Origin of the sequence: Limnohabitans sp. 2KL-51 (assembly GCF_003063645.1) — a bacterium.
Lineage (GTDB): Bacteria > Pseudomonadota > Gammaproteobacteria > Burkholderiales > Burkholderiaceae_C > Limnohabitans_A.
Genome location: NZ_NESJ01000003.1, coordinates 272,212 through 296,797, shown reverse-complemented (window position 1 = coordinate 296,797; position 24,586 = coordinate 272,212). Strand labels below are relative to the sequence as shown.

At 58.3% G+C, this 24,586-nt stretch carries 32 protein-coding genes; 16 read left to right on the top strand and 16 right to left on the bottom strand.

Annotated elements, in window-relative coordinates; translation table 11 throughout:
• Positions 1-165: 165 nt before the first annotated feature.
• From B9Z49_RS04605 to B9Z49_RS22510, 3 genes are read left to right on the top strand one after another with little or no spacing between them, the layout of a single operon-like run.
• Entirely contained in the window at positions 166-417 is a 252-nt protein-coding gene (locus B9Z49_RS04605) for a hypothetical protein (protein ID WP_146188463.1), read from the top strand.
• Complete coding sequence (locus B9Z49_RS04600) at positions 417-665, top strand: antitoxin (protein ID WP_108352278.1); 249 nt, start codon at positions 417-419, stop codon at positions 663-665. The genes B9Z49_RS04605 and B9Z49_RS04600 overlap by 1 nt, the downstream gene beginning before the upstream one ends.
• Positions 662-853 (top strand): type II toxin-antitoxin system RelE/ParE family toxin, encoded by a 192-nt coding sequence (locus B9Z49_RS22510; protein ID WP_108352238.1) that lies wholly within the window; start codon positions 662-664, stop codon positions 851-853. Before B9Z49_RS04600 ends, B9Z49_RS22510 begins: the two co-directional genes overlap by 4 nt.
• Here the strand turns inward: B9Z49_RS22510 and B9Z49_RS22010 are convergent.
• Positions 805-975: a hypothetical protein gene (locus B9Z49_RS22010; protein ID WP_199224983.1), complete on the bottom strand. Its 171-nt coding sequence runs from the start codon at positions 973-975 to the stop codon at positions 805-807. The two genes, B9Z49_RS22510 and B9Z49_RS22010, sit on opposite strands and share 49 nt — an antisense overlap.
• A 91-nt stretch (positions 976-1,066) precedes the next feature.
• Between B9Z49_RS22010 and B9Z49_RS04590 the strand changes: the two genes are divergently transcribed.
• The 3 genes from B9Z49_RS04590 (at position 1,067) to B9Z49_RS04580 (ending at position 2,180) form a co-directional block, all read left to right on the top strand.
• Entirely contained in the window at positions 1,067-1,267 is a 201-nt protein-coding gene (locus B9Z49_RS04590; protein WP_146188462.1) for a hypothetical protein, read from the top strand.
• A gap of 234 nt (positions 1,268-1,501) precedes the next feature.
• A complete protein-coding gene (locus B9Z49_RS04585) occupies positions 1,502-1,858 on the top strand; it encodes a type II toxin-antitoxin system RelE/ParE family toxin (RefSeq protein ID WP_255418860.1) in 357 nt (118 codons plus the stop codon).
• 1 nt (position 1,859) lies between these two features.
• Complete coding sequence (locus B9Z49_RS04580; RefSeq protein WP_108352235.1) at positions 1,860-2,180, top strand: helix-turn-helix domain-containing protein; 321 nt, start codon at positions 1,860-1,862, stop codon at positions 2,178-2,180.
• Positions 2,181-2,324: 144 nt separating this feature from the next.
• Here the strand turns inward: B9Z49_RS04580 and B9Z49_RS04575 are convergent, their stop codons facing one another.
• Positions 2,325-2,543: a DUF433 domain-containing protein gene (locus tag B9Z49_RS04575; RefSeq protein ID WP_108352234.1), complete on the bottom strand. Its 219-nt coding sequence runs from the start codon at positions 2,541-2,543 to the stop codon at positions 2,325-2,327.
• A 31-nt stretch (positions 2,544-2,574) separates the two neighbouring features.
• On the opposite strand from B9Z49_RS04575, the gene B9Z49_RS04570 reads away from it, so the two are divergent.
• From B9Z49_RS04570 to B9Z49_RS04540, 7 genes are all read left to right on the top strand, one after another.
• Positions 2,575-2,802 (top strand): hypothetical protein, encoded by a 228-nt coding sequence (locus tag B9Z49_RS04570; protein ID WP_146188461.1) that lies wholly within the window; start codon positions 2,575-2,577, stop codon positions 2,800-2,802.
• 96 nt (positions 2,803-2,898) lie between these two features.
• Positions 2,899-3,231, top strand: a complete 333-nt coding sequence (locus tag B9Z49_RS04565) for a type II toxin-antitoxin system RelE/ParE family toxin (RefSeq protein ID WP_108352232.1) — start codon at positions 2,899-2,901, stop codon at positions 3,229-3,231.
• Between the two features lie 19 nt (positions 3,232-3,250).
• Positions 3,251-3,505: a helix-turn-helix domain-containing protein gene (locus B9Z49_RS04560; RefSeq protein ID WP_369913443.1), complete on the top strand. Its 255-nt coding sequence runs from the start codon at positions 3,251-3,253 to the stop codon at positions 3,503-3,505.
• A gap of 62 nt (positions 3,506-3,567) precedes the next feature.
• Positions 3,568-3,969, top strand: a complete 402-nt coding sequence (locus B9Z49_RS04555; protein ID WP_108352230.1) for an ArsR family transcriptional regulator — start codon at positions 3,568-3,570, stop codon at positions 3,967-3,969.
• Between the two features lie 250 nt (positions 3,970-4,219).
• Positions 4,220-4,504: a DUF2442 domain-containing protein gene (locus B9Z49_RS04550; RefSeq protein WP_108352229.1), complete on the top strand. Its 285-nt coding sequence runs from the start codon at positions 4,220-4,222 to the stop codon at positions 4,502-4,504.
• Positions 4,505-4,895: 391 nt separating this feature from the next.
• Positions 4,896-6,314, top strand: coding sequence for a hypothetical protein (locus B9Z49_RS04545; protein WP_108352228.1), 1,419 nt, complete (start codon positions 4,896-4,898; stop codon positions 6,312-6,314).
• Between the two features lie 143 nt (positions 6,315-6,457).
• On the top strand, positions 6,458-7,219 hold the full coding sequence (locus B9Z49_RS04540; protein WP_108352227.1) for a YdcF family protein: 762 nt from the start codon (positions 6,458-6,460) through the stop codon (positions 7,217-7,219).
• Positions 7,220-7,288: 69 nt separating this feature from the next.
• Here B9Z49_RS04540 and B9Z49_RS04535 read toward each other — a convergent pair whose 3' ends face one another.
• Together B9Z49_RS04535 and B9Z49_RS04530 are read right to left on the bottom strand one after the other, a co-directional pair.
• Positions 7,289-8,521 carry a lipopolysaccharide biosynthesis protein gene (locus B9Z49_RS04535; RefSeq protein WP_158273422.1) on the bottom strand — a complete coding sequence of 411 codons (1,233 nt, stop codon included), beginning with the start codon at positions 8,519-8,521 and terminating at the stop codon, positions 7,289-7,291.
• An 85-nt stretch (positions 8,522-8,606) separates the two neighbouring features.
• On the bottom strand, positions 8,607-9,794 hold the full coding sequence (locus B9Z49_RS04530; protein ID WP_108352225.1) for a hypothetical protein: 1,188 nt from the start codon (positions 9,792-9,794) through the stop codon (positions 8,607-8,609).
• A 180-nt stretch (positions 9,795-9,974) separates the two neighbouring features.
• Here B9Z49_RS04530 and B9Z49_RS04525 point away from each other — a divergent pair, with 180 nt between their 5' ends.
• Positions 9,975-11,129, top strand: coding sequence for a hypothetical protein (locus B9Z49_RS04525; RefSeq protein WP_108352224.1), 1,155 nt, complete (start codon positions 9,975-9,977; stop codon positions 11,127-11,129).
• Positions 11,130-11,217: 88 nt separating this feature from the next.
• The gene (locus B9Z49_RS04520; RefSeq protein WP_108352223.1) at positions 11,218-12,294 is read left to right on the top strand and encodes a glycosyltransferase; all 1,077 of its coding nucleotides are present in this window, start codon (positions 11,218-11,220) and stop codon (positions 12,292-12,294) included.
• 30 nt (positions 12,295-12,324) lie between these two features.
• Here the strand turns inward: B9Z49_RS04520 and B9Z49_RS04515 are convergent, their stop codons facing one another.
• Genes B9Z49_RS04515 through B9Z49_RS04460 form a run of 12 tightly spaced genes read right to left on the bottom strand, consistent with a single transcriptional unit; the run spans position 12,325 to position 22,233 of the window.
• Positions 12,325-13,335: a hypothetical protein gene (locus B9Z49_RS04515; RefSeq protein ID WP_108352222.1), complete on the bottom strand. Its 1,011-nt coding sequence runs from the start codon at positions 13,333-13,335 to the stop codon at positions 12,325-12,327.
• Positions 13,332-13,838, bottom strand: a complete 507-nt coding sequence (locus B9Z49_RS04510) for a hypothetical protein (RefSeq protein WP_108352221.1) — start codon at positions 13,836-13,838, stop codon at positions 13,332-13,334. The genes B9Z49_RS04515 and B9Z49_RS04510 overlap by 4 nt, the downstream gene beginning before the upstream one ends.
• Positions 13,835-15,232 carry an SPOR domain-containing protein gene (locus B9Z49_RS04505; RefSeq protein ID WP_108352220.1) on the bottom strand — a complete coding sequence of 466 codons (1,398 nt, stop codon included), beginning with the start codon at positions 15,230-15,232 and terminating at the stop codon, positions 13,835-13,837. The genes B9Z49_RS04510 and B9Z49_RS04505 overlap by 4 nt, the downstream gene beginning before the upstream one ends.
• Positions 15,233-15,261: 29 nt before the next feature.
• Positions 15,262-16,422 carry a flagellar biosynthesis protein FlhB gene (flhB, locus tag B9Z49_RS04500; protein ID WP_108352219.1) on the bottom strand — a complete coding sequence of 387 codons (1,161 nt, stop codon included), beginning with the start codon at positions 16,420-16,422 and terminating at the stop codon, positions 15,262-15,264.
• Complete coding sequence (fliR, locus tag B9Z49_RS04495; RefSeq protein WP_108352218.1) at positions 16,415-17,191, bottom strand: flagellar biosynthetic protein FliR; 777 nt, start codon at positions 17,189-17,191, stop codon at positions 16,415-16,417. Before fliR ends, flhB begins: the two co-directional genes overlap by 8 nt.
• Before the next feature lie 19 nt (positions 17,192-17,210).
• Complete coding sequence (gene fliQ, locus B9Z49_RS04490; RefSeq protein WP_108352217.1) at positions 17,211-17,480, bottom strand: flagellar biosynthesis protein FliQ; 270 nt, start codon at positions 17,478-17,480, stop codon at positions 17,211-17,213.
• Positions 17,481-17,491: 11 nt separating this feature from the next.
• A complete protein-coding gene (gene fliP / locus B9Z49_RS04485) occupies positions 17,492-18,244 on the bottom strand; it encodes a flagellar type III secretion system pore protein FliP (protein ID WP_108352216.1) in 753 nt (250 codons plus the stop codon).
• Entirely contained in the window at positions 18,241-18,570 is a 330-nt protein-coding gene (fliO, locus tag B9Z49_RS04480; protein ID WP_108352215.1) for a flagellar biosynthetic protein FliO, read from the bottom strand. The genes fliP and fliO overlap by 4 nt, the downstream gene beginning before the upstream one ends.
• A 7-nt stretch (positions 18,571-18,577) precedes the next feature.
• Positions 18,578-18,886, bottom strand: a complete 309-nt coding sequence (fliN, locus tag B9Z49_RS04475; RefSeq protein WP_108352214.1) for a flagellar motor switch protein FliN — start codon at positions 18,884-18,886, stop codon at positions 18,578-18,580.
• 21 nt (positions 18,887-18,907) lie between these two features.
• Complete coding sequence (fliM, locus tag B9Z49_RS04470) at positions 18,908-19,906, bottom strand: flagellar motor switch protein FliM (RefSeq protein ID WP_108352213.1); 999 nt, start codon at positions 19,904-19,906, stop codon at positions 18,908-18,910.
• A 21-nt stretch (positions 19,907-19,927) separates the two neighbouring features.
• Positions 19,928-20,506, bottom strand: coding sequence for a flagellar basal body-associated protein FliL (gene fliL / locus B9Z49_RS04465; RefSeq protein ID WP_108352212.1), 579 nt, complete (start codon positions 20,504-20,506; stop codon positions 19,928-19,930).
• Between the two features lie 23 nt (positions 20,507-20,529).
• Positions 20,530-22,233 carry a flagellar hook-length control protein FliK gene (locus B9Z49_RS04460; RefSeq protein ID WP_146188460.1) on the bottom strand — a complete coding sequence of 568 codons (1,704 nt, stop codon included), beginning with the start codon at positions 22,231-22,233 and terminating at the stop codon, positions 20,530-20,532.
• Between the two features lie 230 nt (positions 22,234-22,463).
• Between B9Z49_RS04460 and flhA the strand changes: the two genes are divergently transcribed.
• Positions 22,464-24,581 (top strand): flagellar biosynthesis protein FlhA, encoded by a 2,118-nt coding sequence (gene flhA / locus B9Z49_RS04455; RefSeq protein ID WP_108352210.1) that lies wholly within the window; start codon positions 22,464-22,466, stop codon positions 24,579-24,581.
• Positions 24,582-24,586: the final 5 nt, after the last annotated feature.

The window sequence follows — 24,586 nt, the reverse complement described above, 5'->3', positions numbered from 1 at the left end:
CGTACTTTGATAGGTTGGGAGTGCCAAGGCTGTCATGACCTCAAGCTCTCGAACCGCCGGGTGCGGACCCGCATGCCCGGTGGTGTGGCAGGGGTGGCTGCAATAATTGCGGCCCCCCTATGCCGATTCTGGGTTAAGGTTTTGATTATTAAGGGGTTGGATGCCATGGTTTTGATGCGCGGCGCTTGGGTGTTGGCCATGCTGGCGGTCACTGTGCTGGCCTTGCTGCCCGTTGAGCATTTGCAGTTGCCGGTTTTTGATTGGTGGGACAAGGCGCAACATACCTTGGCTTTTACTGTTCTGACGGCTTGGGCTTTGCTGCTGTGGCCGCTTGCAGTGTTGCGGGTGGTTTTCATCACCCACAAACCCACATTTGTGTTAGCCTTTATGCGTTTTGAACTCAACAAGGTCGCATGATGAGCCGTCTTACCATCGATATCACTGTGCAGCAGCATCAAGCCCTGAAGGCCATGGCCGCCTTAGAGGGCAAAAGTATCAAGAACTTTGCGATCGAAAGATTGTTTCCTGTTGATGAGCAGATCGCCGTGCAAGAACTGAGGGTCTTGCTGCAAAACCGCCTTGCCAATGCGCAGCAAAGTGGCGCATCGCTCAAGAGCGCCACTGAGATCGCCGAAGAGGCGCTGCGCGAGTTGGATGTGCAGTGAAGAGATCTTTTGTCTATGCGCTTGAGGCGCAGAACGAACTTGCAGGCATTGTTCGTTATACAGCTCGGCAGTGGGGTGCGGCGCAAGCGCGGAAATACGCCGCGCAGCTCGATGCTGCGGCCAACGATTTAGCGTCAGGTCAGGGTGTGTTTAAGGCTTGGATGATGTGCTTGAGGGGTTGCGCGTGAAAGCTGTAGGCAGTCATTTGGTTTTCTGCGTTGTACGTCCAGGTCAGTTGCCATTGGTTTTGGCCGTTTTGCATGAGCGCATGGATTTGATGGTCCGGCTGAAAGGGCGTTTGGGTTAGCATGAATTGGGGTCAGATCCCGATTGTTTTGTCCCTTGTCCATGGACCCTGGACAAGTTGGCTTGAGTGCAGAAGTTCGAGGAGCGTTTTGAAGATGAGTTCACAGAAATTTTCGGATTCAAATCTGACGCCTTTGCCACCCGCCAAGCCCGATACCTTGCTGGTTTCAGATCCGTTGACGCGAGCGGAAATTGATTTGCTGCGCCAGGGTAAGAAGTCGATTGCTGAGTATGTTCAAAAGATGTATCCAGACCGGGAGTCTTTTCTGAGGGCGTGCAAGCAAAAGGCGAGCTGAGCGAGTGCGATTGGGCACGGTGACGGCAGAAAAATTGGGGGCAGATTCCGATTTCTCCATGGATCGTTTCGTTCCTCGCGATGACATAAACTGGGAGAGTTGAGCGAGACGTCCATCCTATTTTTGGTAAACCCGACGCTGACGCTGACGCATGCGGAGGTGGTGCGGCGGGGGCGGGGGTCGCAGTAGCAGGATTGCGTTTCTTTTTTAGACCCATTTGGATATAATTTATCAATATTCAGTGACCTGAAACCTTTGCACTGGGTGGGATCGTCGAAGAAGGATCTGCTGTCTATGCCCAACGACGTCGTCGACGTCTTTGGGTTTGCGTTGAATTTGGCGCAGTCGGGCAAGAAGCATGACCAGGCAAAGCCACTGAAGGGATTTGGTGGTGCCAGTGTTTTGGAGGTGGTTGAAGACCACATGGGCGACACGTACCGTGCCGTCTATACGGTCAAGATCGCCGAGAGGGTCTACGTTTTGCACTGTTTCCAGAAGAAGTCCACCAAAGGCATTGAGACACCAAAGCAAGACATGGATTTGATTCGCGAACGTTTGAAGGCGGCGCAAGCGCATGCCAAAGGAGCCTGAAATGATCGAAGTTGAAAATGGTTCTGCCAATGTCTACGAAGACCTCGGTTTGCCCGATGCTGCCCAGATGCAGGTCAAAGCGACCTTGGCCGCCAAGATCGGTGAAATCATCAAGCATCGTCACCTGACCCAAATTCAGGCTGCCGAGATTCTGGGCATGCCCCAGCCCAAACTCTCTGGCATGCTGCGCGGTCAGTTTCGGGGCATCAGCGAGGCCAAGATGCTGGAGTGCATGAATCGGCTGGGCCGGGATGTTCAAATTGTGGTGCGCAAGCCCTCCCGTTCGCGAACAATCGGACGGACCAGCGTGGTGTTCGCATAAGCTTTGAAAATTGGGGTCGAAAATTGGGGTCAGATCCCGATTTATTTGTGGTTAGCTATTGAAGCTAAGTGATCAACTCAATCGAGGCTTTACCTTCTACTTCCAATACCGACTCAATGGTTGGCTTGTTGTCGAGCAAGAGTTTCATTGCACCTTGAATGAAAAAACTTGGTGCTCACGATCCGCTGCATAAGAGAGAACCGCTAAAACGTCCTCTTTAGTCAGCTCGGGAAAGTCTTCCAATATTTCTTGTTGCGACATGCCGCTCGAGAGCATGGCGAGCACGTCATAAACCGAAATACGCAACCCCCTGATGCAGGGCCGACCGCCGCGTTTGCCAGGCTCCAAGGTAATGCGATCCATTTGCGCTCCGTGTGTGTATGAAGAATCCATTTTGACAGCAAACCCTAACTTGCGCCTAGGTCATCGGGGTCAAATCGGCCGAGTTGGTGGCCAGGCCCAGCAGCTTTGGGGCGTTGGCCCCGTGCTCACCCTCTGCCGCCTGGCCGTTTGGCCCGTGCGCACCTTGCTCAACCTGTGGGTCCGCGTCTTCTTTCTGGGCGGTGCGCCGATTGACTACAGCGCGGCCAACATTGTGGCTGTGCTGCGTAAAAGGGGCTGATGGGGGTCAGAGTGATTGTGTTGGCAGTCGTTCGTAACAGTCGACTGGAAAAACAATTTTTGACCCAACGTAACATAATTGTTATATTGTTATCTCATGGAATACACAATCGCTTACTACAGTGAATCGGTGCAAGAGCAAATTCTTGATCTGCCCGACACGCTTGCAGCGCGGTTCATCGTGTTGACCCGTCGCATGGTGGCGATCGGCCCCAATCTCGGGGAACCTCACACCAAGGCTTTCGGGGATGGTCTTTTTGAGTTGCGGCTCAAAGGTGCTGAGGGCATTGCTCGTGTGTTTTTCTGCACGCAGATTGGAAAACGTATTGTCGTCTTGCACAGTTTCATCAAAAAATCAGCTCGAACGCCTCTGCGTGAACTTGAAGTTGCCCACTCTCGTTTAAAGGAATTAAAGCATGCTAACTCATGATCAATTGATTAAAAAATTGATGAAACGACCTGCGGTCAAGGCTGAAGTTGAAAGAATTGACCGTGAAGAATCGGTGCTCTTGGATGCGCTGCTGAAGGCGCGAAACGAAGCCGGACTCACACAGGCAGAAGTTGCCGAACGCATGGGGACTCAAGCCCCAGCGGTCGTGCGTTTGGAGCGGTCGCTTGCCACTGGTAAACACTCACCATCGATCGCAACTGTGCGTAAGTATGTGAAGGCTTGCGGAAAAAATCTGGTGCTTCAGGTGGCATGAAACGAACAGTCTGAGTCAGAGTGGCAACAGATTGCCATCAAGTTTGTCAACGGAGAGTTGTGATGAGCAAGCAAAAAATGACTGTCGATGACTTCAAGCATGATGCAGTGCTGAGTGAGCATGCCCGCAAAAGCAAGGAGCTTGCTCGTGCCTTGGACGCTAAAGCCGATTCGCTGCCTTATACGCGGGTGTTGACCAGCTATGAATTTGAGGATTTTTTAAGCCAGCTCACTCCTAAGCGGTTTGAGTTGCTGCGTTTGGCAAGCAAGGGCAGACGATCCATTGCCGATTTGGCCGCTGCGGCGCACCGCGATCCGAGTGCAGTGTCCAAAGATGTCAGCCGTTTGACCAAGCTGGGCTTGGTCAAGGTGGAGTTGGTGCAAAACGAAGGCCATGGCCAGAAAAAAATCGTGTCTCCTGTTGCTACCACCATTTCCATCAATGCGTCGATTGTGACGGGGTGAAGATCTAGGGTCAGATCTCAGTTGTTTTTTCACGCTCAAGGGGCCTTAGGGCTCCTTGCTTGCTTCTGGGACCAGGCAGTTAATTGGGGTCAGATCCCGATTTATTTGTCGTGGCGAGCGGAGCGCGGCAATCCATCCCCGGATACTCGCTTTGCCGCCTGTATTGATGGACAATGAAATCTGTCTTGATGCGTGAAAAAACATATCGCTGATGCAAATGTAGAGTGGACACCATAGGACGGAGGATCAAATGAGAACTCACAAGGTGTTAAACATCACGAATACCAAGTTGTTGGACGGTTATCGAATTGCCTTATCGTTTGATGATGGCCATCAACAAATCGTTGATTTCACCCCTTTCCTGTCATCGTCACACCACCCCTGTGTTCGGGCGTATCTCGATCCATCACTGTTTGCGCAATTTGACCTGCGGCATGGCGAACTGGTTTGGGGTGACTTTGATTTGTGCTTTCCGATCATGGATCTTTACAACAATACTTTGCTCCACGATGGCGAGCGTTTGGCTGTAGCTTAAAAATTGGCGTCTACTCCCAATTAACCGAACGCCCATCCGCCACGGAGTGGGCTGCTACGGCAACTTGGCCGATTTCGACCAAGACTGAATGTAACGAAAAGCCTGGGGCAGCCAGGCTTTTTGCGTTGTGCGCCCAGCATGGGCGCACACCTGCGGGTTAATTGGGGTCAGATCCCGATTGTTTTGTCGTGGCGACCGAAGCGCGGCAATCCATGGATCTCTTCGTTCCTCGCGATGACGGGTCTATAAATCGCGATGACGGGCACAAGAAACTGTGCCTGAACACGCCCCGAAAAGCAGTGCTTTCCCCCATTCCAGCCTGCCTCGTTTATGGTTTTTAGAGGCTACACTTGAAATCCTCACCCCGCCTGGCGACCTTTTTCTTTCTCAAATGACCCTGACTTTGTTTGGCACCGTGTTTGTGCCTGTGTTAATTGGCATCTTGCTGTTTGCACGGGCGTGGTTGCCTGCGTTGATGGTGGTGGCTGTGGTGTTGCAGGCTGCGTCGGTGGTCAATGTGGATTTAGCGCTGTGGTTGGGGCCTGGGGCGGGTTTGGGTGTGTATGGCATCACGCCTTACAACGCGGTGGCTTTGTGCATGGGTGTGTTGTTGCTGGGCCGTTTGGTGTCGGTGGGTGTGGCAGTGCCTGTGCAGGTGCGCGGGGCGGCGGCTTGGTTTGTGGCTTATGCGGTGGTGGCTGCTTTGGGGGCCGTGGTGTTGCCGCGTGTTTTTGCGGGCACGCCTGTGCACGAGATGCTGGCGCTCTATGGCATGAGCCAGCCGCCGGTGCCGGTGAAGTGGTCTTTGTCTAACTTGGTGCAGGCGGCCAACTTGGGCGTGCATGCGGTGGTGCTGCTGTATGTGTTGCAGTGCGCCCATGAGCCGGACTTTGGCAGGCGCATGGTGGTGGGGGTTGTGGCGGCGCTGGTGTTGGTGTTGTTGGTGGGCTCTTACGAGCGTTTGGCTTGGCTCATGGGTTGGCCTTCGGCGATGGAGTTTTGGCTGAACAATCCGGGTTATGCCTTGTTGGGCGGCCAGCTGTCGATGCGCGACATTTTGCGGGTGGCTACGCCGTTTTCTGAGCCTTCTTACACCAGCGCTTTTTTGGCGACGACCACGCTGGGTTGGATGGCGGTGGCGGCCTTTGGGCAACGCACGCGCTGGGCTTTGGGGCTGGGGGTGTTGTCGGCTTTGGGTTTGTTCAATACCTTGGGTTCAACGGGTTGGGCGGCGGCGGGTTTGGCAGCGCTTGCCATGGTGTTTTGGATGGGCGCACGCGCTTCGGTGCTAGGTGATGACAACCACATCCGCCCTCGCGAGGCCTGGATTTGGCTGGTGCTGTCGGCCGTGTTGGTGGCCACTTTGTGGACAGCGCAGTCCACGCGCTATTCGCAGGACATTGACAAGACACTCAACGAGTTGCTGCTCAACACGTCGCAACCGGGTAACCAGGACGAGCGCGACAAAACGAATGTGCGGGCCCTGGAGATTGTGCAAGAGACAAACGGCTTGGGCGTGGGCATGGGCAGCCACCGCGCATCGAGCTTCATGGCCAGTTTGGTCAGCAACACGGGCGTAGCCGGTGCTGTGTTGTTTGCGGGCATGTTGCTGTCGCTGCTATGGCGCTATTTCAAAACCCCGAGGCTGACCGATATCCAGCTGTTCGCAGGCGTGTCCTTGGCCACCGCCACGTTGGCCATGAGCCTGGGCATCCCCGACCTGAACCTGCCCATGTACTGGGGCTTCATCTTCCTGGCCTTCATCTTCTGCCCCTCGACCACGCCCGCCCGGTCACCGTCACCGTCATGAAGGCATGGATCCCAGGTCTTCGCCTGGGATGACAAACAAAAGCTTCGCACGCGGTGATGGGCAAAAGCATCGTACGCGGTGACAGGTTATTGAAAGAGCCGTTAGGCTCTTTTTTTCGTCGATGTGTTTTATAAAAGGTCCGCATGTTTGTATTGTCCCAACTGATGTCGGCCATCACCCAGCCTGTGTTTTGGCTGGCGCTGTGGTGGGGTGTGGCGTTGCTGGTGATCAGCCGCTGGCGGCGTGCTGCTTTGGGCATGCTTTGGCTGGGGTTGGTGGTGTTGGGGCTGCTCGGTTTTGAGGCGTTGCCCCATGCCTTGCTGCGCCCGCTAGAGAACCAATATCCGGTGCCTTCTGCGGCGGTGGTCGAGCGGCATATGGGCGTGGTGGTGTTGGGCGGTGCCACGCAGCACCCGCGCAGTTACCAAGCGCACGCGCAAGTGCCTTTGGGCGAGGCTGCTGAGAGGATGACGGTGCCGGTGGGTTTGCTGCGGCAGCATCCGAAGCTGGCTTTGGTGTTTTCGGGGGGCGAGGGGCGCTTGCGGACCACGGGCGTGACTGAGGCGGAATTGGCTCGGTTGTTTTACCAGGAGCAAGGTTTGGACTTGGCCCGGGTGACGCTGGAGGCAGGTTCGCGCACCACCCGAGAAAACGCCCAACAAGTGGCGGCTTTGCTGGGGGCGCGCTGCCAGGAGCCTTGGTTGTTGGTGACTTCGGCTTGGCACATGCCCCGCGCCGTGGCCGAGTTCGAGTCGGTGGGCTGCCGCGCCACGCCGTACCCTGTGGACTTCAGAACCGGTGTCAGCACGGCCTGGTCTGACTATGCGCTGGCACGCAGTTTGATGCAGTGGCAAACGGCGCTGCACGAGTGGCTGGGTTTGGCGGTGTATGCCTTGACGCGCTGAGGGGGATGGACCCCGGGTCTGCGCCCGGGGGGACAGATAGGGGGATGGGCTTGATCCGGGATCCTGGGTCTAGCCTTGCGTGTTCGCCTTGTGGCACAGCGTCAGGGCGCCCAGCCAGACGATGGCTTGTGCCAGGGTGATGGTGATGGCCATGCCTGGGAGGCCCCAGTGGGTGCTGGACCAAGGGGCGGCGGCGGTAAGCAGTGCGCCTGCCAGGGCCATGAGCCAGGCGAGTGGGCGCTCTTGGCTTTGGGCCATGAGGTAGGGGGTCATGACGCCGATACCCAGCGCCAGGGGCAGCAGGGTCAGCACCCAGGGCAGCAGCGCACCAGCGGGTTCAAAGTCGGCGCCAAAAAGCAGCTGCATGAGCCAGGAGCCTTGCCACAGGGCGAGACCGCAAGCCAGCAGGCCGGCCGAAGTGACGAGCCACAGCAGCCGGTGCAGCAGGGCGCGGCGGGCGCTCTCGTTGGGCAGTTGGCCAAAGCTGCGCAGCAGCACGTTGCCCAAGGGCGCAAAAATCAGCAAGGCGGCTTCGGTGAGGCGGGTGCAGGCGGCATACAGTGACAGGTCTTCGGCGGGCACTTGCAGCCAGCCTAGCAGGACGATGTCGCCTTTGAGCAGCCAGATGCCAGCCAGGGCCATGAGTACAAATGGCCAAAGTTGGGTGTAGTCGGCGCTCAGGCCTTTGAATTGCGGACGGATCCACCAACGCGGTGCAGTCCACACCAGCAGCAGGGCCAGGCCTGCCGCCCAGCCAACAAAAACCCAAAAGGGCGATATGGCCACGAGCATCAGGACAGCCAACACGGCCAGTGCCGATGCGATGCGCGCGGCACTTTGCCAAAGCGCTTCGCGGGCAAAGCGGCCAGTGCCGCGCAGGCGGGCCGATACCGTGTTCGTGATGGCGACGGCGCCCATGCACAGGACGGCCATGGCCAGAGTGGTGGCATGGTCGTTTTGGTGGGTGGTGGGTTGCGACCAGGCTTGCCAGACCCACAAGCCCAGCAGGGCGCACAGCGCGACGGTGACCCACAACACATGCGCAAGGGCGCGTGCCGTGAGGGCGTGATTTTGTTCAGGGTGCTTGCCGTGCAAGGCCCATTGTTGGTAGAGCCGGGCGGGCCAGCCGCCTTCTTGCAGCACCAAGGCCAGTGTGGCCAGGTTCAGTGCCCAGATGTAGTGGCCAAAGGCGGCAGTGCCCAGCTGCCGCCCGAGCCACAGCGTGAGCGCAAAGGAGATGGCGGCGCAAAACAGCGCGCCGCTGGCTTGGGCCCCTACCGATTTGATCAAGCTTGCGCGCATGGCGCTTGCCTTGGTGTTCTGTGCATGCCGCATTGTCGCCGAGCGTGCGCCAATGCAGGTTGGGCCGCTGGGGGCGGGACAGGGCTCAGGCGTTGGCTTTTTTGGCGCGCAAGTTGGCCAGGCCCGTGCGCAGCAGCAAGAACACCAGCATGAGCAGGGTGCCTGCCATCAAGCCCAGCGCCAGGGGCATGGCCAGCGACGGGGCTTTGACCGTGGGGGTGAGGCGGACTTCAAGCCCCTTGCTGTAGAAGGTGCGGGTCTTGACGAGGTCGGCTTCCATGTTGCTGAGCACCACCTGGGCGTTCATGTCGTCGGGTTTGGCGGTGCTGCGCAGCTCGGAGGTGATTTGCAGCAGGGCGGTGATGAGCTCAAAGCCGTTCTGCTTTTGGCCATTTTGTTGCTGGGCTTTTTGGACGAAGCTGCGCATGAGTTCGGATTGGGCCAATTGGTCGCGCATGCGCTGCAGTTGCTCCAAGGTGGCGTTGATGTCGCTTTGCACGGCCACGATTTGGGTGCTGATGGGCATGAATTTGGCGTTGGTGTCTTTCAGGTCCACCAGTTGTTGGTTGGCCACGGGGGTGTTGGCCGGAAAGCGTTGGCGCAAGACTTCGAGGGCTTCGGCACGTTGGCGCAGAAAATTAAGCTCGATTTCGGTGTCGGTGATTTTCTTTTGCAGGTTGGAGTTCACGGTCAGCACTTTGGATTCGTAGCCGCTGATGGTTTCTTTGACCGACAGGTAAGCGCTGCCTTGCGTGATGAAGTTGGTGGCGACCAGGCCTCGGGCGGCGGCTTCTTGTTGTGTTTTGCCAGTGGTTTGGATGACCAAATTGAGGATGTCTGCACCCCCGGCTTCTTGCATCTGTTTGCTCAGGGCGGCCAGCTCTTTGGTGTCTGCCTTGGACAGAGAGAAGGTGGGTTTGACATTTTTGGCCCACCACTCGCTGTTGCTCATGCGCTCCATTTGGCTTGTTTGCTCAGCGCCGACCTGACCATCACTCACCAGTTGAGACGCCAGACCGGGCAGGGATCGGGTCATGGCGCGCCAGCTGATCAGGTCAATGGCTTTGGTTTGTGATTCAACTTGGTTGTTGATCAGCACGGATTCTGCGGTGTATTGCCCCAAACTGAACCAGCTGGCCAAGGCGAGCAAAAGACCTGCCAATCCACCCATGAGGAGACGCTGCCACTGGGCCACCAAAAAGTTGACGATGTCGAGCAGGTCAATGGACCATTCATCGTCGGGCTGTGGCGTTGGGATTTGGGAGGTGGACATGAACGATAAGGCGCGGTTATGCAACGTGGGAATGTAACTGTTTAGCTGGGGTATTTGGGTCAAAATTTATTATTGATTTCATAGTCAAGAGAAAAAAATAAATTCAATTTGTTTATGAGGGAGCAAAAGTGTTTCTTCTGTTCGCTACAATGTATATACATTCAATATGAATATTAAAAAATGACCGATTCAAACCCTGTGCAACCCGACTCCGACGAATTTGAAATTGACTTTGTGGCCTTGTTGGATTGGTTGTTGGCCAACGGCATGCGCTTGGCCATGGGGGCTGCAGGGGGATTGGTGTTGGCGGTGCTGGTTTCGATGGGCTTTGTCAATTACCAGTCCAAGATGGTCTTGATCAACCAGGGGGCCATCAACTTTACGGAATGGAAGTCTTTGTCCAAGTTGTTGCCCGCCCTGGCCACGCAAACCATTGAAGCTGGCGCCATTGCAGAGGCAGATTTGGCGCAGGTGCGTGCCATGCGCAGTGAGCCGTGGTGGACCAAAAACGTGGTGCCCACTTACAGTTTGTCCAAGGCCGACACCAAGGAGTTGGCGTCCATGAGCAAGCAGATGACTGAGGCTGGTGGCGATACGATTTTGAATTTTGTGGTGAGCGCCTCAGCATCCAACAAAACCGAGGTCGAAAAAAATGTGGCTGCTGCTGTGCGCTTCATGCAGCAGGGTGTGGCGTTTATGTCGTTGCAAAATTTTGTCAACAGTTATGAGGTTCAGGTGCTCAATGCCGATTCGGATTTGCGCAAGCGCGTGACGCAGGCCAACATTGAACTCAAATACCTGCAAGAGCGTGCGCGCAACCTCGAGCGCTTGCGTGAGCGCTTTCCGGGCAACACGGCTGTGGCCAATCAGCAGGTGGTGGACTTGCAGGATTCCAACGCCAAGTTCATGCCGATCAGCACACAACTGGTGGCGGTGCAGTCGGACATCAATGCCTTGCAAGAGAGTTTGGTTCGCCTGCAAGATCAGCAGGTGCGGCAGAAAGTGATGGCCGATTTTGTGGGCCAGGCGTTGCCTTTGATGGCCAAGGATTTCAATGGTTTGACCTTGGTAGACCAGTTGCTGAAAATCGAGCAGGATCTGCGCGCCAAAGCTGATGCCCAAGACATCAACCAACAGCAGGCCCTGAACAACATTCAGGCGCAACTGGTGAGCACCAAGACGTTTTTCAGCAAGGGTCTGGAGGTGCGCTTGGCACCCACTACGACCAAGACCACTGGTGTGGTCAAGCCGGCGCTGGTGGGACTGTTTTTGGGTTTGTTGGGCATGTTGGGTTTCTTGCTTTTGCCCAAGTTGCGTGAGCGTTTGCAACGCTAAGGCGGGTGGTGGTGTGTGTGTGGGCGTCTGGGCTGTTTGGCCCGAGACGCCTTTTTTGTGCCTGTTGCAAGACGCATAATCGCAGGCCATGAAGTATGTTGTGTATGACTTTTTGCAGGTGGCCGGGGGAGCTGAGCGGGTAACGCTGGCGCTGGCCAAGGCTTTGCCGGGCTTTGAGGTGGTGGTGGCGCGTGTGTCTCCCGCGGCCGGGCCTTTGTTGCTTGGGTTTGGTGGTGCGGTGCGGTCTTTGGGCGGGGCGCTCTCGCGGCGATTGGGCGGGGCGCTAGAGGCGATCGTTTGTTTTGCTTTTGGGGCGGGTTTTTTGTCTCGCGCTCAGACGGTGGTGTACAGCGGGTTTTATGCGCCTTTGGCGGTGCACCGTCAGCAGGCAGGGCGGCGCATTTATTACTGCCACACGCCGCCCCGGTTTGCGTTTGAGTTGCAGTCCTTTTACCGTGCACGGTACCCCTGGTTTTTGCGGCCGCTTTTTGATGTGTTCACCGCGTGGCTGCGTGCGCGTTATGTGCGTGCGGTGCAGGCCATGGATGTCGTGTTGGCCAATTCAGACAATGTGCGCAGGCGTTTGAGCGTGTGTTGCGGGGTGCAGGCGCAGGTGTTGCATCCGCCTGTGGATGTGGCGCGTTTTGGGTGGTTGGCCGATGAGGGGTATTTTTTGTCCACGGCTAGGCTAGAGCCTTTAAAACGGGTGGATGTGTTGGTGCAGGCGTTTTTGCAAATGCCGCATCAGCGCTTGGTGGTGTGCTCAGGCGGCGCTGATTTGGCGGCGCTGGTGGCTTTGGCGGCCGGGGCGCCAAATATTCAATTTCTGGGCTGGACGTCGGATGCCGAACTGGCCGACTGGGTGGGGCGAGCGCGTGCCACTTTGTATGTGCCGGTCGATGAAGATTTTGGGATGTCGCCGGTGGAGTCGATGGCTGCGGGCAAGCCCGTGATTGGCGTGGCCGAGGGGGGCTTGCTGGAGACGGTGTTGGACGGGGAGACGGGCGTGCTGCTGTCGCCCGCGTTGGGGGTTGCAGCGGTGTGCGCGGCGGTGGAGTCAATGACAGCCGAGCGGGCACGCGCGATGCGTGCCGCATGTGAGGCCCGTGCGCAGTTGTTCCGCTCCGAGGTTTTTGAGGCGCGCATTCGGGCTTTGGTGGTTTGAGGGCTGCCCCCGTGGCTGGTTGAGGCTTGTTCAGCGCGGCGCAGGCTGGGTGGCTGTGGGGGCGTTGGCAGCCGGCTCGCCAGCGGGCCTGGGCGGGTTGGTGCGTGGGAACTGGACCGGGCGGTTGGTGTTTGCGTTGGCGCTGGCGGTGGCGTTGTTTTTCTGCAGGGTTTCGAGGTAGCGTTCTTTTTGCAGGGTCACCAGGGCTTGGACGTCGCTGTTGAGTTTGTCGACGTTGCCCACCGCGCCTTTGAGGGCTTTGACTTCGTTGCCCAGGCTTTGCACAGCACCGGCCTGGCTTTGCAGGCGGCCGTTGATGGCTTGGACTTGTTTGAGCAGGTTGTCGCTGGTGGCGGCGACTTGTTTGGCGGTTTCTCCGGGCACGGTCTGGACCATGGTTTCGGATTTTTTGAGGGCGTCGCTGATGCGTGTTTCGATCTGGCCTTGGTTTTTGGCTTGTTCGACTTGTTGCGCCGTCAGGCTTTCGATGCTGCGGTTGATGACGTCGAGCGATTCGAGGCCGACGTTGAGGTCGACCACGCGCTTGCCAACCGCCAGCATCATGGTGTCGAGTTGGTTGATGCGGCTGTTCATGCGCACGCCCATGACCAAAAAGAAGATCAGACAAATCACCATCAGGCCGCCTGTGGCGCCCAGCAGGATCAGGGCCTTTTTGTGGCCGACTTCGGTCAGGTCTTTGAATTCGGTGGTGGCCTTGTGCATGTTTCTGCTGGCGGCGGCGGCGGATTCGGCGGACTTGCTGGCGATGTCGGCCGAGTCGAGCACGACTTGGGCCAGCGATTGGTATTGCCGGTAGGCGCGTTCATCGACGGCGAGGCCCAGATGCGGGCGCGACTCGGTGGCCGGTGCCGCTGCACTGCTGGCCGGTGCCGCAGCCCTGGGGGCCGGGGCTGGGCTTGGGGCTGTCGCAGTGCTTGGAGCAGAGCCGCTGTCGCTGTCGGGGGCTTGGGCGGTGCTGTCCACGCTGCCGGGATCATCCACGAGGATGGGTTCGGTGGGGGTGAAGTCTTTGTCGCTCATGGTCGTTTTCCTCGGGCTATGGGCATCTGCGGGAGTCGCTGGAGTTGTTCTGCCAATTGGGCGTTACGGGCTCTGAGTTGATCGATGCGGGTTTTGACGGGGTTGTCTTGTTCCCAGACGGGTTCGGTCGGGGTGGGGGCTGCTGGCTGGGCTTGCGCTTTGGCGCTGCCTGAGGGCTGGGTGGTACGTAATTTGGGTTGAGGCCTGGCCGTTTTGCCGGTTGCAGTTTTGGGTTTGACGGGTTTGACGGGTTTGCTCGGGGCTTGCGGGGGCGGGCTGATGGCGGCTTTGGACCGCACGGTTTTGACAGGCGCAGCGGGGGGCTCGATGCGCTTGATTTTTGGGGTTTTGACGGGCATCACCTTTTGAATGTTGGTGGGGCTGTCGTCGGTGGGTTCTGAGGATTTGAATTTTTGGGTGTTTTGGCGAGCGGCCACGTTGGAGCCCGCAGGCATGTTGACGGCGTGGGCTTTGTCACTGCGGATGAGGGTATTGGGTTTCATCGCGGGGTGTCCTGTTTGGGCAAGGCGGTTTTGATTTGGGTTTGCAGGCTGCGGGTGGGCCTGACCCAACTGCCGTTGGGGATGCCGGGTTTGCGGGCGGCCACGAGGCCGTCATTGACTTGGGCATAGGGGCCGGAGACGATGACAAAGTGCGCCACGCTGTCGCCGGCGTGGTAGGCCTCGACGATGGCGATGGTTTTGATGTCGGTCAGACTTTTCAGGAGCTCGAGTGCTTTGTCGTAAGTTTTGGAGGTGCCGTATTGCACCAAAAAGCTTTGGGGATCCAGGTCCTTGATCCAGGTTTGAGTTTGACGAATGTCCGTGGCGCTGCTTGCAGGCTGTGGATTGGGCCCTGTGGCGGCTGGGCTGGGCTGTGCGGTGGGGCCGGGTGCAGGCTGTGGGGCTGCGCTCGGACCTGGGGGCGAAACGGGGGTGCTGACAGCGACAGGCGTGGAAGGTGCGGCAGTGGCGACTGGAGCGTTTGGAGCGTTTGGAGCGTTTGGAGTCACGGGGGGCGCTGCGTCTTGACTTTTCACGACCCGGGTGGCGGGCGTTTTCAGGCCGAAGGATTGCGGTTGCAACAACAGCATGATGAAGACGGACAACATCAGCGCAGGAATAAGGAGCAAGGCCAGCATTTTGGGCTGTTTGACCCAGGCGCGTGGTGGGTTGGATTGGGTCAGCCCGAAGAGGCTTTGCAGTTTGGCTTGGCCGTGCTGGTGCCAACCCAGAATTTTTTGTTTGAAGCTGACGACGGACTGCAGGGAGGCTTCAGGTTCTGGCGTCATGCTGGCGACCAGGGTGTTGACATCCAAGGGGACCGCAACCGCGGGGTGGTCCATGCGCTTGAGCATTTGGATGAGGGGGCCGCTGCGGCCTTCGCTGCTGGCCAGTTCCAAGGCAGCTTGGACTTGTTCTGAATTGGGCGCTTCGATGTCCCAGCGCAGCAGCTTGCGGCCAAACGAGCTCAAGGTGATGTTTTGCCTTTTGGCGCCTGACATGAGCAAGATGGCGCGGATGTTGGCTCCGGGGAAATTTTGAATCAGGCGGGCCAGCAGTTGGACTTCGGATTCGGGCAGGGTGTGGGCATCGTGCACGATCCAGATTTGCGCGCCTTCGGCAGCCGTGGCGGCTCGGGTGGCTTGTTGCACCGATTGCTGGGCCAGCACTTCGTTGAAGCGGGCCAGCAGCGAGTCGGTGTTGGCCGGGAAATAGACCTCGATGCTGTGCTCCGGGGCATGTTGCCGCAGTTGCGCCAGCATCAGGTTCAGGTAGTGGTCGAGCAGGGCTTCGTGTTCGCAGAACAAGGCCAGGCTCAGGCCTTCTCGGGCCACGGCATTGGCGCAGCCGGCGATCCGCATGCGGTCGGCCGAGCGGAAAACGAAGTCGTTCATGGTGTGAACGGTAGGGGGAATTGGGATGTTCATGCGGTGGCCCCTGGGGCTGGGTCGCGCTTGCCGTCAGGACTGAACAGCATGCTGGGGGGGACAGTGACTTCGGGTCTGGGGCGAGGCGGGTTCAGGGGCGAGGCTGCTTCGAGGCTGAAGACGTAGGCGATGACTTGGGCCACGGCGTGGTAAAGGTCTTCGGGCACCTGGCGCTCGACTTCGGTGGTGAAGTAAATGGCACGGGCCAGTGGGGCGGCTTCAAAGATGTGGATGCCGTGGTTTTTGGCTTCGGCTCGAATCAGGGCGGCCATGTGGTCAGAGCCTTTGGCCACCATGATGGGCGCACCGTCGCCGGTGGGGTCGTACTCAAGCGCCACAGCGAAGTGTTCGGGGTTGGTGATGACGACGTCGGCGTCTTTGACGCGGTCCATCATGCGCGAGTTGGCCATTTCGCGTTGACGCCTGCGGATCTGGGCCTTGATTTCGGGGTTGCCCTCCATTTGCTTGTATTCGTCTTTGACCTCTTGTTTGGTCATGCGCATGCGTTTGGTGAAGCTGTGCTTTTGCCAGGGCACGTCGATCATGGCGATGACGGCCAGGCTCAGGGCCACCCACAGGCCCGATTGGAGGACCATCTTGCCCGCCGCGTCCAGGGCGGGTTCCAGCCCCATTTGGCCAATTCGGACGAGCGAGTCCATGTTGGCCATGAGCGACCACCACAGCACGGTCGATACCAGCACAAATTTGAGGATGGCTTTGCCCAGTTCGACCAGGGCGTGGGTGCCAAAGATGCGCTTGAGCCCGCTGATGAGGTTGAGTTTGGAGCCCTTGGGCATGACGGCACCCAGGGAGAACAGGTAGCCCCCGGTGAGGCCCGAGGCGATGACAGCGGCCACCATGGTGAACAGGATGACGGGCATCACGAGCATGAAGGCACTTACCAAGTGCTCGCCAAAGTGGGCGGGCAGGAGCAGGGGCTTTTCGATCAGTTGGCGGTCAAATACAAAGCCTTGTGCGAACACGGCGGAGAGCCGGGTGATGACCCAGCCGCCCGTGACCATGAGCACGGCAAATGAGCCAATGACGATGACGGCGGCAGGCAGTTCCATGGATCGGGCAACCTGACCATCGTCACGGGCTTTTTTGAGCTTTTGCGCCGTCGGGTCTTCGGTTTTGTCTTCTGCGCTTTCAGACACGGGGCGCTCCTATGACGTCACGAACCAGCGAAAAGCCTTGAACCCAAAGCCACTCAATGCGCCCACCAATGCTTTCGAGCGAGATGATGAGAATGACAAGGCCCGCCATGATCATGGCGGGAAAGCCTACGGCAAAAATGTTCAGACTGGGTGCGGCGCGTGTGACGATGCCCAGGCCGACGTTGATGAAGAGCAGCGAGACCATGACGGGCAGGGCCATGAGCACGGCGCCCAGGAACGTCATGGAGCTCCATTGCAGCACCCGGCCGTAGACGGCCTGGTTGAGGATGTTGGTGCCAATGGGCAGGGTGTTGAAGGATTCAAGAATCAGTCCCAGCAAGATGGCATGGCCCCCGAAGCCGACAAAGATGAGGGTGGACATGACGATGAGCAGCTGTGAGATGACGGGCACGTTGCCCATGTTGGGGTCGATCATGTTGGCCATGGACAGGCCCATGGCGGCGGCGATGCTTTGGCCTGCCACCACCACGGCAGCGACCACGATTTGCAGGATCAGGCCCATGGTGGCGCCGATCATGATTTGGTTGAAGACTTCGACCAGGCCTTGGGCGCTGGTGGGGTCGATCACGGGCCAGGTGTACAGGGGGTAGACCAACCAGGCCAGCACCAGCGCCACCAAGATGCGCATGCGGGTGTTGAAGGCGCTGAGCGAGAAAATGGGCGCGGTGATCATCAGGGCCGAGATGCGCAGCATGGGCCACATAAAGGTGTAAAACCTTTCAATGACATCGGCGGCCAGGAAGTTCATGGGTTGACCTGCAAGGGGCTCAGACAAACAGGGTCGGGATGCGCTCAAAAATGCTGCGCGTGAAGTCGACCAGGGTGACCAGCATCCAGCTGCCAAACAGCAACAAGGCCAAGGCCATGGCAATCAGCTTGGGGATGAAGCTGAGTGTCATTTCGTTGATGGAGGTGGCGGCCTGGATGATGCCGATGAACAGGCCCACGGCCAGCGCCACCAGCAGCAGCGGGGCGCTGACCAGGGCAATGGTCCACAGGGCGTGTCGGCCCAAATCGATGACGGTGGCGGTGTCCATGGGGATATCCTTTAAGGCATGGCAAAGCTGCCAGCCAGTGAGCCCATGATCAGGCTCCAGCCGTCAACCAGCACGAACAGCATGAGTTTGAAGGGCATCGAGATCATCATGGGCGAGAGCATCATCATGCCCATGGACATGAGCACGCTGGCGACGATGAGGTCGATGACCACGAAGGGGATGTAGATCAGAAAGCCGATGGTGAAAGCGCTTTTGAGCTCTGAGGTGAGGAAGGCGGGCACCAAGGTGGTGAAGGGCACATCTTGCGGGCTGGTGAAGTTGGTGTTGCGCGCGATGTCCATGAACATGGCGATGTCGTCTTCGCGGGTTTGCAGCAGCATGAAGGCGCGGATGGGTTTTTCTGCCGCGGCCAGGGCTTTGTCAAAGCTCAGGCCTTGGTTCATGTAGGGCAGCAGCGCGTTTTGGTAGACATCGGTGAGCACCGGGGTCATGACAAACAGGGTGAGGAACAGCGAGAGCCCGACGATAACCATGTTGGGGGGGGTCTGGCCGGTGCCAAGGGCTTGGCGCAGCAGCGACATGACGATCACGATGCGCACGAAGGCGGTCATCATGAGCAAGACCGATGGCAGCACCGACAGCGTGGTCATGAGCGCCAGCAGTTGCAGGGTCAGGCTGTATTGGGTGCCTTTGCCGGTGTTGGTGGCGGTGATGGCGGGCATGTCAGGGGCCGCTTGCGCCAACAGGGGCAGCAGGCACAGGACAAGGGTCAAAATCAGCCCAAGGCTGAGGCGGCGCTTCATGGTGTGTGGGTGGGTGTGGGTTCAACGGGAGCAGGCGAGGGCGCAGAGGCAGACGCGTGCAAAGGCCAGGGGGACAGGGCGGTCATTTGGTGGGCCGTTACGCCGACCAGCACGTCCTGGCCGTCGACCTGGATGAGGAGAATTTTTTGTCGCGGGCCGACGGACAGGCTCTCAATCGTTTGCAGACGTTGTGAGTTTTTGCGCAGGAAACTGGCGCCGCTTTGCATTTTGCGAAGGCCCCACAGCACGGCCAGCAGCAAGCCGATGACCAGCGCGAAGCTGAACGCGTATTGCAGCCAGTCAGTGAAGGTCCATCCAGTGTTCATGGCAGGTTTAGAGGTTGTCCAGCCGCTCGGACGCGGGCACCACGCGGGTCAGGCGGATGCCATAGCGGTCGTTGACGAGCACGACCTCACCTTGTGCGACCACGGTGTTGTTGACCAGCAGGTCAAGAGGTTCGCCTGCGATGCGGTCGAGTTCGACCACGCTGCCTTGGGTCAGGCGCATGAGGTCACGGATTTTGATTTGGGCGCGGCCCACTTCGATGGAGAGCGTGACCGGGATGTTTTGCAACACGTCGGTGTTGATGTGGCCTTTATCGGCAGCTTCAGTCGGGGCTTCGGTGGGGGTCAGTTCGCTCATGGGCGTTCCTTGGTGTGGGGTTCAGGTGGGGGCGTTGGGGCTGATGGCGTTGACGATCTTGATCGCCACTTGGCCAGCCATGGCACCGACTTCGACCTCGTAGACCGGCATGTCCTGGATCATGGCGCGGGCGAAGTCGGCTTTTTTGAAGGGCAGCACGTCCCCTGGCTGCATGGTTTGCAGTTGCTGCAAGGACACGTTGAGTTTGCCCAGATGGATGCGCATGTCAAGCTCGGCATCGTGCACGGCGTCGTTCAGTTGGGCGCGCCAAATTTTGTCGGAGTCTTCGTTGCCGTCGCCGGTTTGCACTCGGCTGCGCAGCAGGTCGCGCACGGGTTTGAGGGCCACGTAAGGAATGACCATGTCGAGATAACCGGAGCCTTGTGAGGTCGCTTCGGATTCGAAGCGGCTGAGGATGACGAGGTCGTTTTCGTCGACGATTTGGGCAAACTGGGGGTTGATTTCGGAGCTGATGTGCTCGAAGTCGACCGGGGTCAGCGGGGACCAGGCTTCTTTGAAGGATCGGAAGAAAACCTGCAGGATGATTTTGATGATGCGGGTTTCGGTGGGCGTGAACAACCTGCCCGGGGGCAGTTGGCCTACGCCTCGGCCAAAGCCGCCAAAGAAGCTGTCGAGGGAGCTGAACACCACAGTGGGTTCGATGACGACCATAGCGTAGCCGCGCAGGGGGCTCATGCGCACGATGTTGACCGACAAGGGGGACTTGAGGTCTTTGAGGTAGTCACCAAAGCGCATGATCTGTGTGCGCGTGGGGTTCATGCGGGGGCTGGTGCGCAGCACTTCGAGCATGCCCAGTCGGAACAAGCGGATGAAGCGCTCGTTGATCATGTCCAGCGATGCAACGTTGACGCCCAAGCTGCTGTCTTCCGCGGCCAGGTCGTGTTTGCGCACTTGCACGTCCAGGTTGTAGCCTGGTGTGGTGTCGGTGCCGTCGTCGCTCAAGCTGGCCGACAATGCGGCCAGTTCTTCACTGGACAAAAGGGATTGGGATTCAGCCATGGTAAAGCAATAGGGTGGGGTTTACTGGACCACAAAGCTGGTGAAAAAAACTTCTTCGATGCCGCCAAAGTCTTCGTATTTTTCCAGCACCGCATTGAATTCAAGACGGATTTTTTCAGCCATTTTTTTGCGGAAATCAGTTTGGCTCAAATCGGCATCCGTGGTCAGGCGCATCACGTCGAGTGCGGTAGAGCGCAGTGCAAATTCATGCTTTTTGACGTTTTTGAAGACGCGCTCGTCGTAGTGGGTCATGACGGCCAGCTTGACCTGAATCACTTTGCGTGAGTTGGTCAGGTTGGCCACCAGGTCTTTTTCGAGTTCCATGTAATGGTTCTCGAAACGGGTCAACTCCGGTGAGTCTTTGGTGACCTTTTTGGGCTGCGCCTCGCTGGCCGCATTTTTGGCCCCAGAGGCTTCTAGCTCCAGAGCTTTCAGTTGTGCTTCTGCAGCGGAGGTGTCTTTTTTGTCGAAAAAGCCCGTGACAAACAGGGTGCCCACCACGGTACCTGCCAAGACCAAGATGGCCACGACGGCGATCAGGATGATCTTGACCAGAGGTGATTTCTTTTTGACTTCGACTTCGGTTTCTTCATCTGCCATGGTACGTCCTCGTTGGTTGGCTGTCAGACCAAAACGTCCAGACCATCGTTGGGGTCCTTGACGCGCGGTGCTCGGGATATTTCTGTGGTGTTTTTCTGGTCGCTTTCCTTGGCTTGCGTGGGCTTGCCCTTGGAAAAACCAGGTGTCGGGTCTCCGCCACTTTGGCCGGTCTGACCACCACCTACATGGATGTTAGCAACATCCATGCCCATTTGGCTCAGTGTTTCCCTGAGTTTGGACATGCCATCTTGCAACAGATCGCGGGTGATGGCGTTGGGTGCGTTGAATACGGCGTCAAATTCGCCGCTTCGCATCCGCATTTCCACTTCAATGTGGCCCAGCGTGGCGGGGCGCAGTTGGAGTTTCAGGTGCCATTGGCCTCTTTCCATCTCGGACAGGATGCGTTGTCCTACGGCTTGGCCCATTTTTTCGGCCAGGTTTTGGATGTTTTCGCTGCGGGCGTTGGTGTCGGGCAGATCGGGCGCAGGGCCGCTGGAGTTGGTGGGGTCGTTGCGTGGGTGGGCCTGTGCGTCCCAGCGGGAGGCAAAGTTGGCGTAGGCCGTGCCGTGGGTGCCTGTGCTGTGGGCGCCGCCTTCGGTGACAAGCAGCTGCCGGAGCGTTTCGCCGCCCCATTCCGCGCCCAGGTCCAGCTCACTGAGGCTGATGTCGGCTTCTTTTGTTGCGCTCTCGGTCTGCTGCAACACGCTTTGGATGACGTTGCGTTGCATCCAGACGGCTGCCGGGGGCGGCATGCGCAGCATTTGGAGGGGTAGCGCTTCTTCGGTGCTGGGGGTCGCCGTGGGCTTTTTGGCCTGACCCGAGTCGTCGGCCATGGCCCAAAGGGCTTGCGCTGCGGTCATGGCATGGCCAAGCAAGCTTGTGGCCGCGACGGTGGTTTGTCCACTGGCGGTTGGGCTGACTTGCCCTGTTGCGGCACTGGTCTGTGGTGTTGCCAGTGCTAGCCCAGTTGGGTCGCTGGCCTGTAAGTTGGCCGGTGTTTGCCCTGTAACGGCTGTGATCTGTGGGGTTGCCGGTGTTTGCCCTGCGAGGGTAGTGGTCTGTGGGGCCGCGGGTGTTTGCCCTGCGAGGGCGGTGGTCTGTGGGGCCGCGGGTGTCTGCCCTGCGAGGGCGGTGGTCTGTGGGGCCGCGGGTGTTTGCCCTGCGAAGGCGCTGTTTTGGATGACCAGTTGGTTGAGCGGTGGAGTGCCTTGGACGTTGCCCGGGCTCTCGGTTGCAACGAGGGCAGCGACTGTGGTCACGACATTGGCACCGCTGGGGTTGGTGGTCAGGGTGGCTTGCAGGGGGCCTGTATGGCCGCCAAAAAGCCAATGGACGGCATTTTCATCCAGGCCTTGGGCGCGGGCAAATGCTTCCAGGCTTTGTGAGTCCGGGGGGGAGCTTTCTGGCGTGATGACACTCAGATGAGGCCCCAGGGTGACGGCTTTTAATGTCACGGCTTTCAGGGGTTCGGCGGGCGTGCCCAGCACGGGCGCCAGCCCGGTCAGGGTAAAGGGGACGGCAATTTGCTGCCCCGGGTTTTCAGGCAACTGCGTTTCCTTGTCTTCGATCTCGGCTGAACTTTCGGTCTGAGCTTGAATCAGGTCAGACATGAGTTGCCCAAAGCTTTGGCCATCCGGGCTGAGGTTGGCGTCTGATTTGAATTCAAAAGTACCAGCATTTGAGGCAACGCTGGCTTGACTGAGGTTGTCGCTGAGGGTGATGGTCATGGGTTGAGCTTTTCCAAAGGTGTCTGTTGCTGTAATGGCGGCGGCCGATTTTTGCCGTTCTTCTGGCTTGGCCAAGTCATGAGCAAGTTGCGCACCAGCTTGGGCTCGTTCGCTCCAAAGTCGTGGTTTGGGGTCCGGTGCTGTCAATCTGGCTGGCACACAGCTTGCTTCATGGTGTTGAGAAACCGGTAAACCTTGATTTTCCTCCTTCAAACAGCGGCCTTTTGAATATGAACACCTTGACCCTGTCAACGATCCGACAGAATTTGTCGCGCTACGATCTGGCGGGTTTGGGCTTGCCCGTTCTGGTCCTGTTGATCATGGCGATGTTGGTGGTTCCATTGCCGCCCTTGCTGCTGGACATCTTGTTCACCTTCAACATCATGATCAGTTTGGTGGTGATCATGATCGCGATCGGCACCCGCAAACCGCTTGAGTTTTCGTCTTTCCCCTCGGTTTTGCTGTTTGCCACCATGTTGCGGCTGGCTTTGAACGTGGCGTCCACCCGTGTGGTGCTGGTCCACGGCCATGAGGGTCCTGATGCGGCCGGTAAAGTGATTGCGGCGTTCGGCGAGTTCGTCATCGGCGGCAACTATGTGGTGGGTTTCATCATTTTCGTGATCTTGATGATCGTGAACTTTTTTGTGGTCACCAAGGGCGCGGGTCGTGTCTCCGAGGTCAATGCCCGCTTCACCCTGGATGCGATGCCCGGCAAGCAGATGTCGATCGATGCCGACTTGAACGCTGGCGTGATCGATCAGGAAACCGCCAAAAAACGCCGTGAAGAATTGGCCCAAGAGTCTGACTTCTTCGGCTCCATGGACGGTGCCTCCAAATTCGTCAGTGGCGATGCGATTGCCGGCCTGCTGATTTTGATCATCAACATCGTCGGGGGCTTGGCCATCGGCATTGGCCAGCACAACTTGCCCGTGGGCGAGGCGACCAAGTTGTATGTCCTGTTGACCATCGGTGATGGCCTGGTGGCCCAGATTCCTTCTTTGTTCCTGTCACTGGCCACCGCCATCATCGTGACCCGGGTAACGACCTCCGAGTCGATGACCGAGCAAGCGAGCGCCCAATTCTCGAATGTGCCGGCGTTGTTCATTTCGGCCGGCATTTTGACCATTTTGGGATTGGTGCCAGGCATGCCCCATCTGGTGTTCCTGACGCTGGCCGCCGCCACAGCAGGGATGGGCTTCATGGTGTTGCGCAAGCAGATGCAAACGGAGACAAGTTTGGCCGCACCCGCTTTGCCCGCCAATGAAGGACCCAAGGAGCTGGACTGGGACGATGTGGAGCAGGTGGATCTGATTGGCCTGGAAATTGGTTATGGCTTGATTCCCTTGGTCAACCAGGAGTCGGGCGGTCAGTTGATGGCGCGTGTCAAGGGTGTGCGCAAGAAATTGTCGGCCGAGTTGGGCTTTTTGGTGCAGCCGGTGCGCATTCGCGATGCCCTGAACCTGGAGCCGGATGCGTACCACATTGTCCTCAATGGTGTGGTGCGTGGCCGTGGCGAAGTGAAAGTGGGCCGCGAGCTGGCGATCAACCCCGGCAAGGTGTATGGCAAGGTCGAAGGCCAACCGACCAAGGAGCCTGCATTTGGTCTGGAGGCGGTCTGGATCGAGCCGGCCTGGCGCGATCAGGCCCGCGCTTTGGGCTACACGGTGGTGGACCCGAGCACGGCCATTGCCACCCACATGAACAAGGTTTTGCGTGACAGCGCCCATGAGTTGTTGAGCCACGACGAAGCCCAAAAACTGCTGGACAAGCTGGCGGCCAAGTCGCCCAAACTGGTCGAAGAGCTGGTGCCTGGCAAGTTGTCTTTGGGCGTGGTGACCCGCACGTTGCAAAACTTGTTGCAAGAATCTGTGCCGATTCGCGACATGCGCACGGTGGTGGAGGCTTTGACCGAGGTCAGTGGCCGCACGCAAGATCCCGACCAGTTGGCGCAGCTGGTTCGCCCCAAGCTGGGCCGCATGATCGTTCAGGGCTTGCTGGAAAACCGCGACACCTTGTCGGTGCTGACTTTGGATCCTCAATTGGAGCAGTTGTTGCACAACGTGCTCCAACAAAACAATGGCTCGTCTGGCATGGTGCTGGAGCCGAGTCTGGCCGAAAGCCTCTTTACCGCTTTGCGCGTAAGTGCCCGCACCACCGAAGAGCAGGGCTTTCCGGCTGTGTTGGTGGTGTCGCCTGCGATTCGCCCTTGGATGTCCAAGGCCGTGCGCTTTCGTGTCAGCGACCTGACGGTACTGTCTTACAGCGAAATTCCGGACGACCAGCCGGTCAAAGTAATCAACACCGTGCAAGCCGATCCCCGCAACAACCCTTCCGTTACCAAAGCCTGATAGAT

Bases quoted from the DNA above. Each gene is read 5' to 3' on its own strand.
- B9Z49_RS04555 (WP_108352230.1), top strand. From the start codon at position 3,568: ATGAGCAAGCAAAAAATGACTGTCGATGACTTCAAGCATGATGCAGTG.
- fliL (WP_108352212.1), bottom strand. From the start codon at position 20,506: ATGGCAGATGAAGAAACCGAAGTCGAAGTCAAAAAGAAATCACCTCTG.
- B9Z49_RS04545 (WP_108352228.1), top strand. From the start codon at position 4,896: ATGACCCTGACTTTGTTTGGCACCGTGTTTGTGCCTGTGTTAATTGGC.
- B9Z49_RS04575 (WP_108352234.1), bottom strand. From the start codon at position 2,543: ATGGATCGCATTACCTTGGAGCCTGGCAAACGCGGCGGTCGGCCCTGC.
- B9Z49_RS04525 (WP_108352224.1), top strand. From the start codon at position 9,975: ATGACCGATTCAAACCCTGTGCAACCCGACTCCGACGAATTTGAAATT.
- B9Z49_RS04590 (WP_146188462.1), top strand. From the start codon at position 1,067: ATGAGTTCACAGAAATTTTCGGATTCAAATCTGACGCCTTTGCCACCC.
- fliN (WP_108352214.1), bottom strand. From the start codon at position 18,886: ATGAGCGAACTGACCCCCACCGAAGCCCCGACTGAAGCTGCCGATAAA.
- B9Z49_RS04505 (WP_108352220.1), bottom strand. From the start codon at position 15,232: ATGAACGACTTCGTTTTCCGCTCGGCCGACCGCATGCGGATCGCCGGC.
- B9Z49_RS04600 (WP_108352278.1), top strand. From the start codon at position 417: ATGAGCCGTCTTACCATCGATATCACTGTGCAGCAGCATCAAGCCCTG.
- B9Z49_RS04535 (WP_158273422.1), bottom strand. From the start codon at position 8,521: ATGCGCGCAAGCTTGATCAAATCGGTAGGGGCCCAAGCCAGCGGCGCG.
- B9Z49_RS04520 (WP_108352223.1), top strand. From the start codon at position 11,218: ATGAAGTATGTTGTGTATGACTTTTTGCAGGTGGCCGGGGGAGCTGAG.
- B9Z49_RS22010 (WP_199224983.1), bottom strand. From the start codon at position 975: ATGCTAACCCAAACGCCCTTTCAGCCGGACCATCAAATCCATGCGCTC.
- B9Z49_RS04510 (WP_108352221.1), bottom strand. From the start codon at position 13,838: ATGAAACCCAATACCCTCATCCGCAGTGACAAAGCCCACGCCGTCAAC.
- fliO (WP_108352215.1), bottom strand. From the start codon at position 18,570: ATGAACACTGGATGGACCTTCACTGACTGGCTGCAATACGCGTTCAGC.
- B9Z49_RS04580 (WP_108352235.1), top strand. From the start codon at position 1,860: ATGATCGAAGTTGAAAATGGTTCTGCCAATGTCTACGAAGACCTCGGT.
- B9Z49_RS04560 (WP_369913443.1), top strand. From the start codon at position 3,251: ATGAAACGACCTGCGGTCAAGGCTGAAGTTGAAAGAATTGACCGTGAA.
- B9Z49_RS04605 (WP_146188463.1), top strand. From the start codon at position 166: ATGGTTTTGATGCGCGGCGCTTGGGTGTTGGCCATGCTGGCGGTCACT.
- B9Z49_RS04565 (WP_108352232.1), top strand. From the start codon at position 2,899: ATGGAATACACAATCGCTTACTACAGTGAATCGGTGCAAGAGCAAATT.
- B9Z49_RS04540 (WP_108352227.1), top strand. From the start codon at position 6,458: ATGTTTGTATTGTCCCAACTGATGTCGGCCATCACCCAGCCTGTGTTT.
- B9Z49_RS04515 (WP_108352222.1), bottom strand. From the start codon at position 13,335: ATGAGCGACAAAGACTTCACCCCCACCGAACCCATCCTCGTGGATGAT.
- B9Z49_RS04550 (WP_108352229.1), top strand. From the start codon at position 4,220: ATGAGAACTCACAAGGTGTTAAACATCACGAATACCAAGTTGTTGGAC.
- B9Z49_RS04530 (WP_108352225.1), bottom strand. From the start codon at position 9,794: ATGTCCACCTCCCAAATCCCAACGCCACAGCCCGACGATGAATGGTCC.
- fliP (WP_108352216.1), bottom strand. From the start codon at position 18,244: ATGAAGCGCCGCCTCAGCCTTGGGCTGATTTTGACCCTTGTCCTGTGC.
- fliM (WP_108352213.1), bottom strand. From the start codon at position 19,906: ATGGCTGAATCCCAATCCCTTTTGTCCAGTGAAGAACTGGCCGCATTG.
- flhA (WP_108352210.1), top strand. From the start codon at position 22,464: ATGAACACCTTGACCCTGTCAACGATCCGACAGAATTTGTCGCGCTAC.
- B9Z49_RS04460 (WP_146188460.1), bottom strand. From the start codon at position 22,233: ATGACCATCACCCTCAGCGACAACCTCAGTCAAGCCAGCGTTGCCTCA.
- fliR (WP_108352218.1), bottom strand. From the start codon at position 17,191: ATGAACTTCCTGGCCGCCGATGTCATTGAAAGGTTTTACACCTTTATG.
- fliQ (WP_108352217.1), bottom strand. From the start codon at position 17,480: ATGGACACCGCCACCGTCATCGATTTGGGCCGACACGCCCTGTGGACC.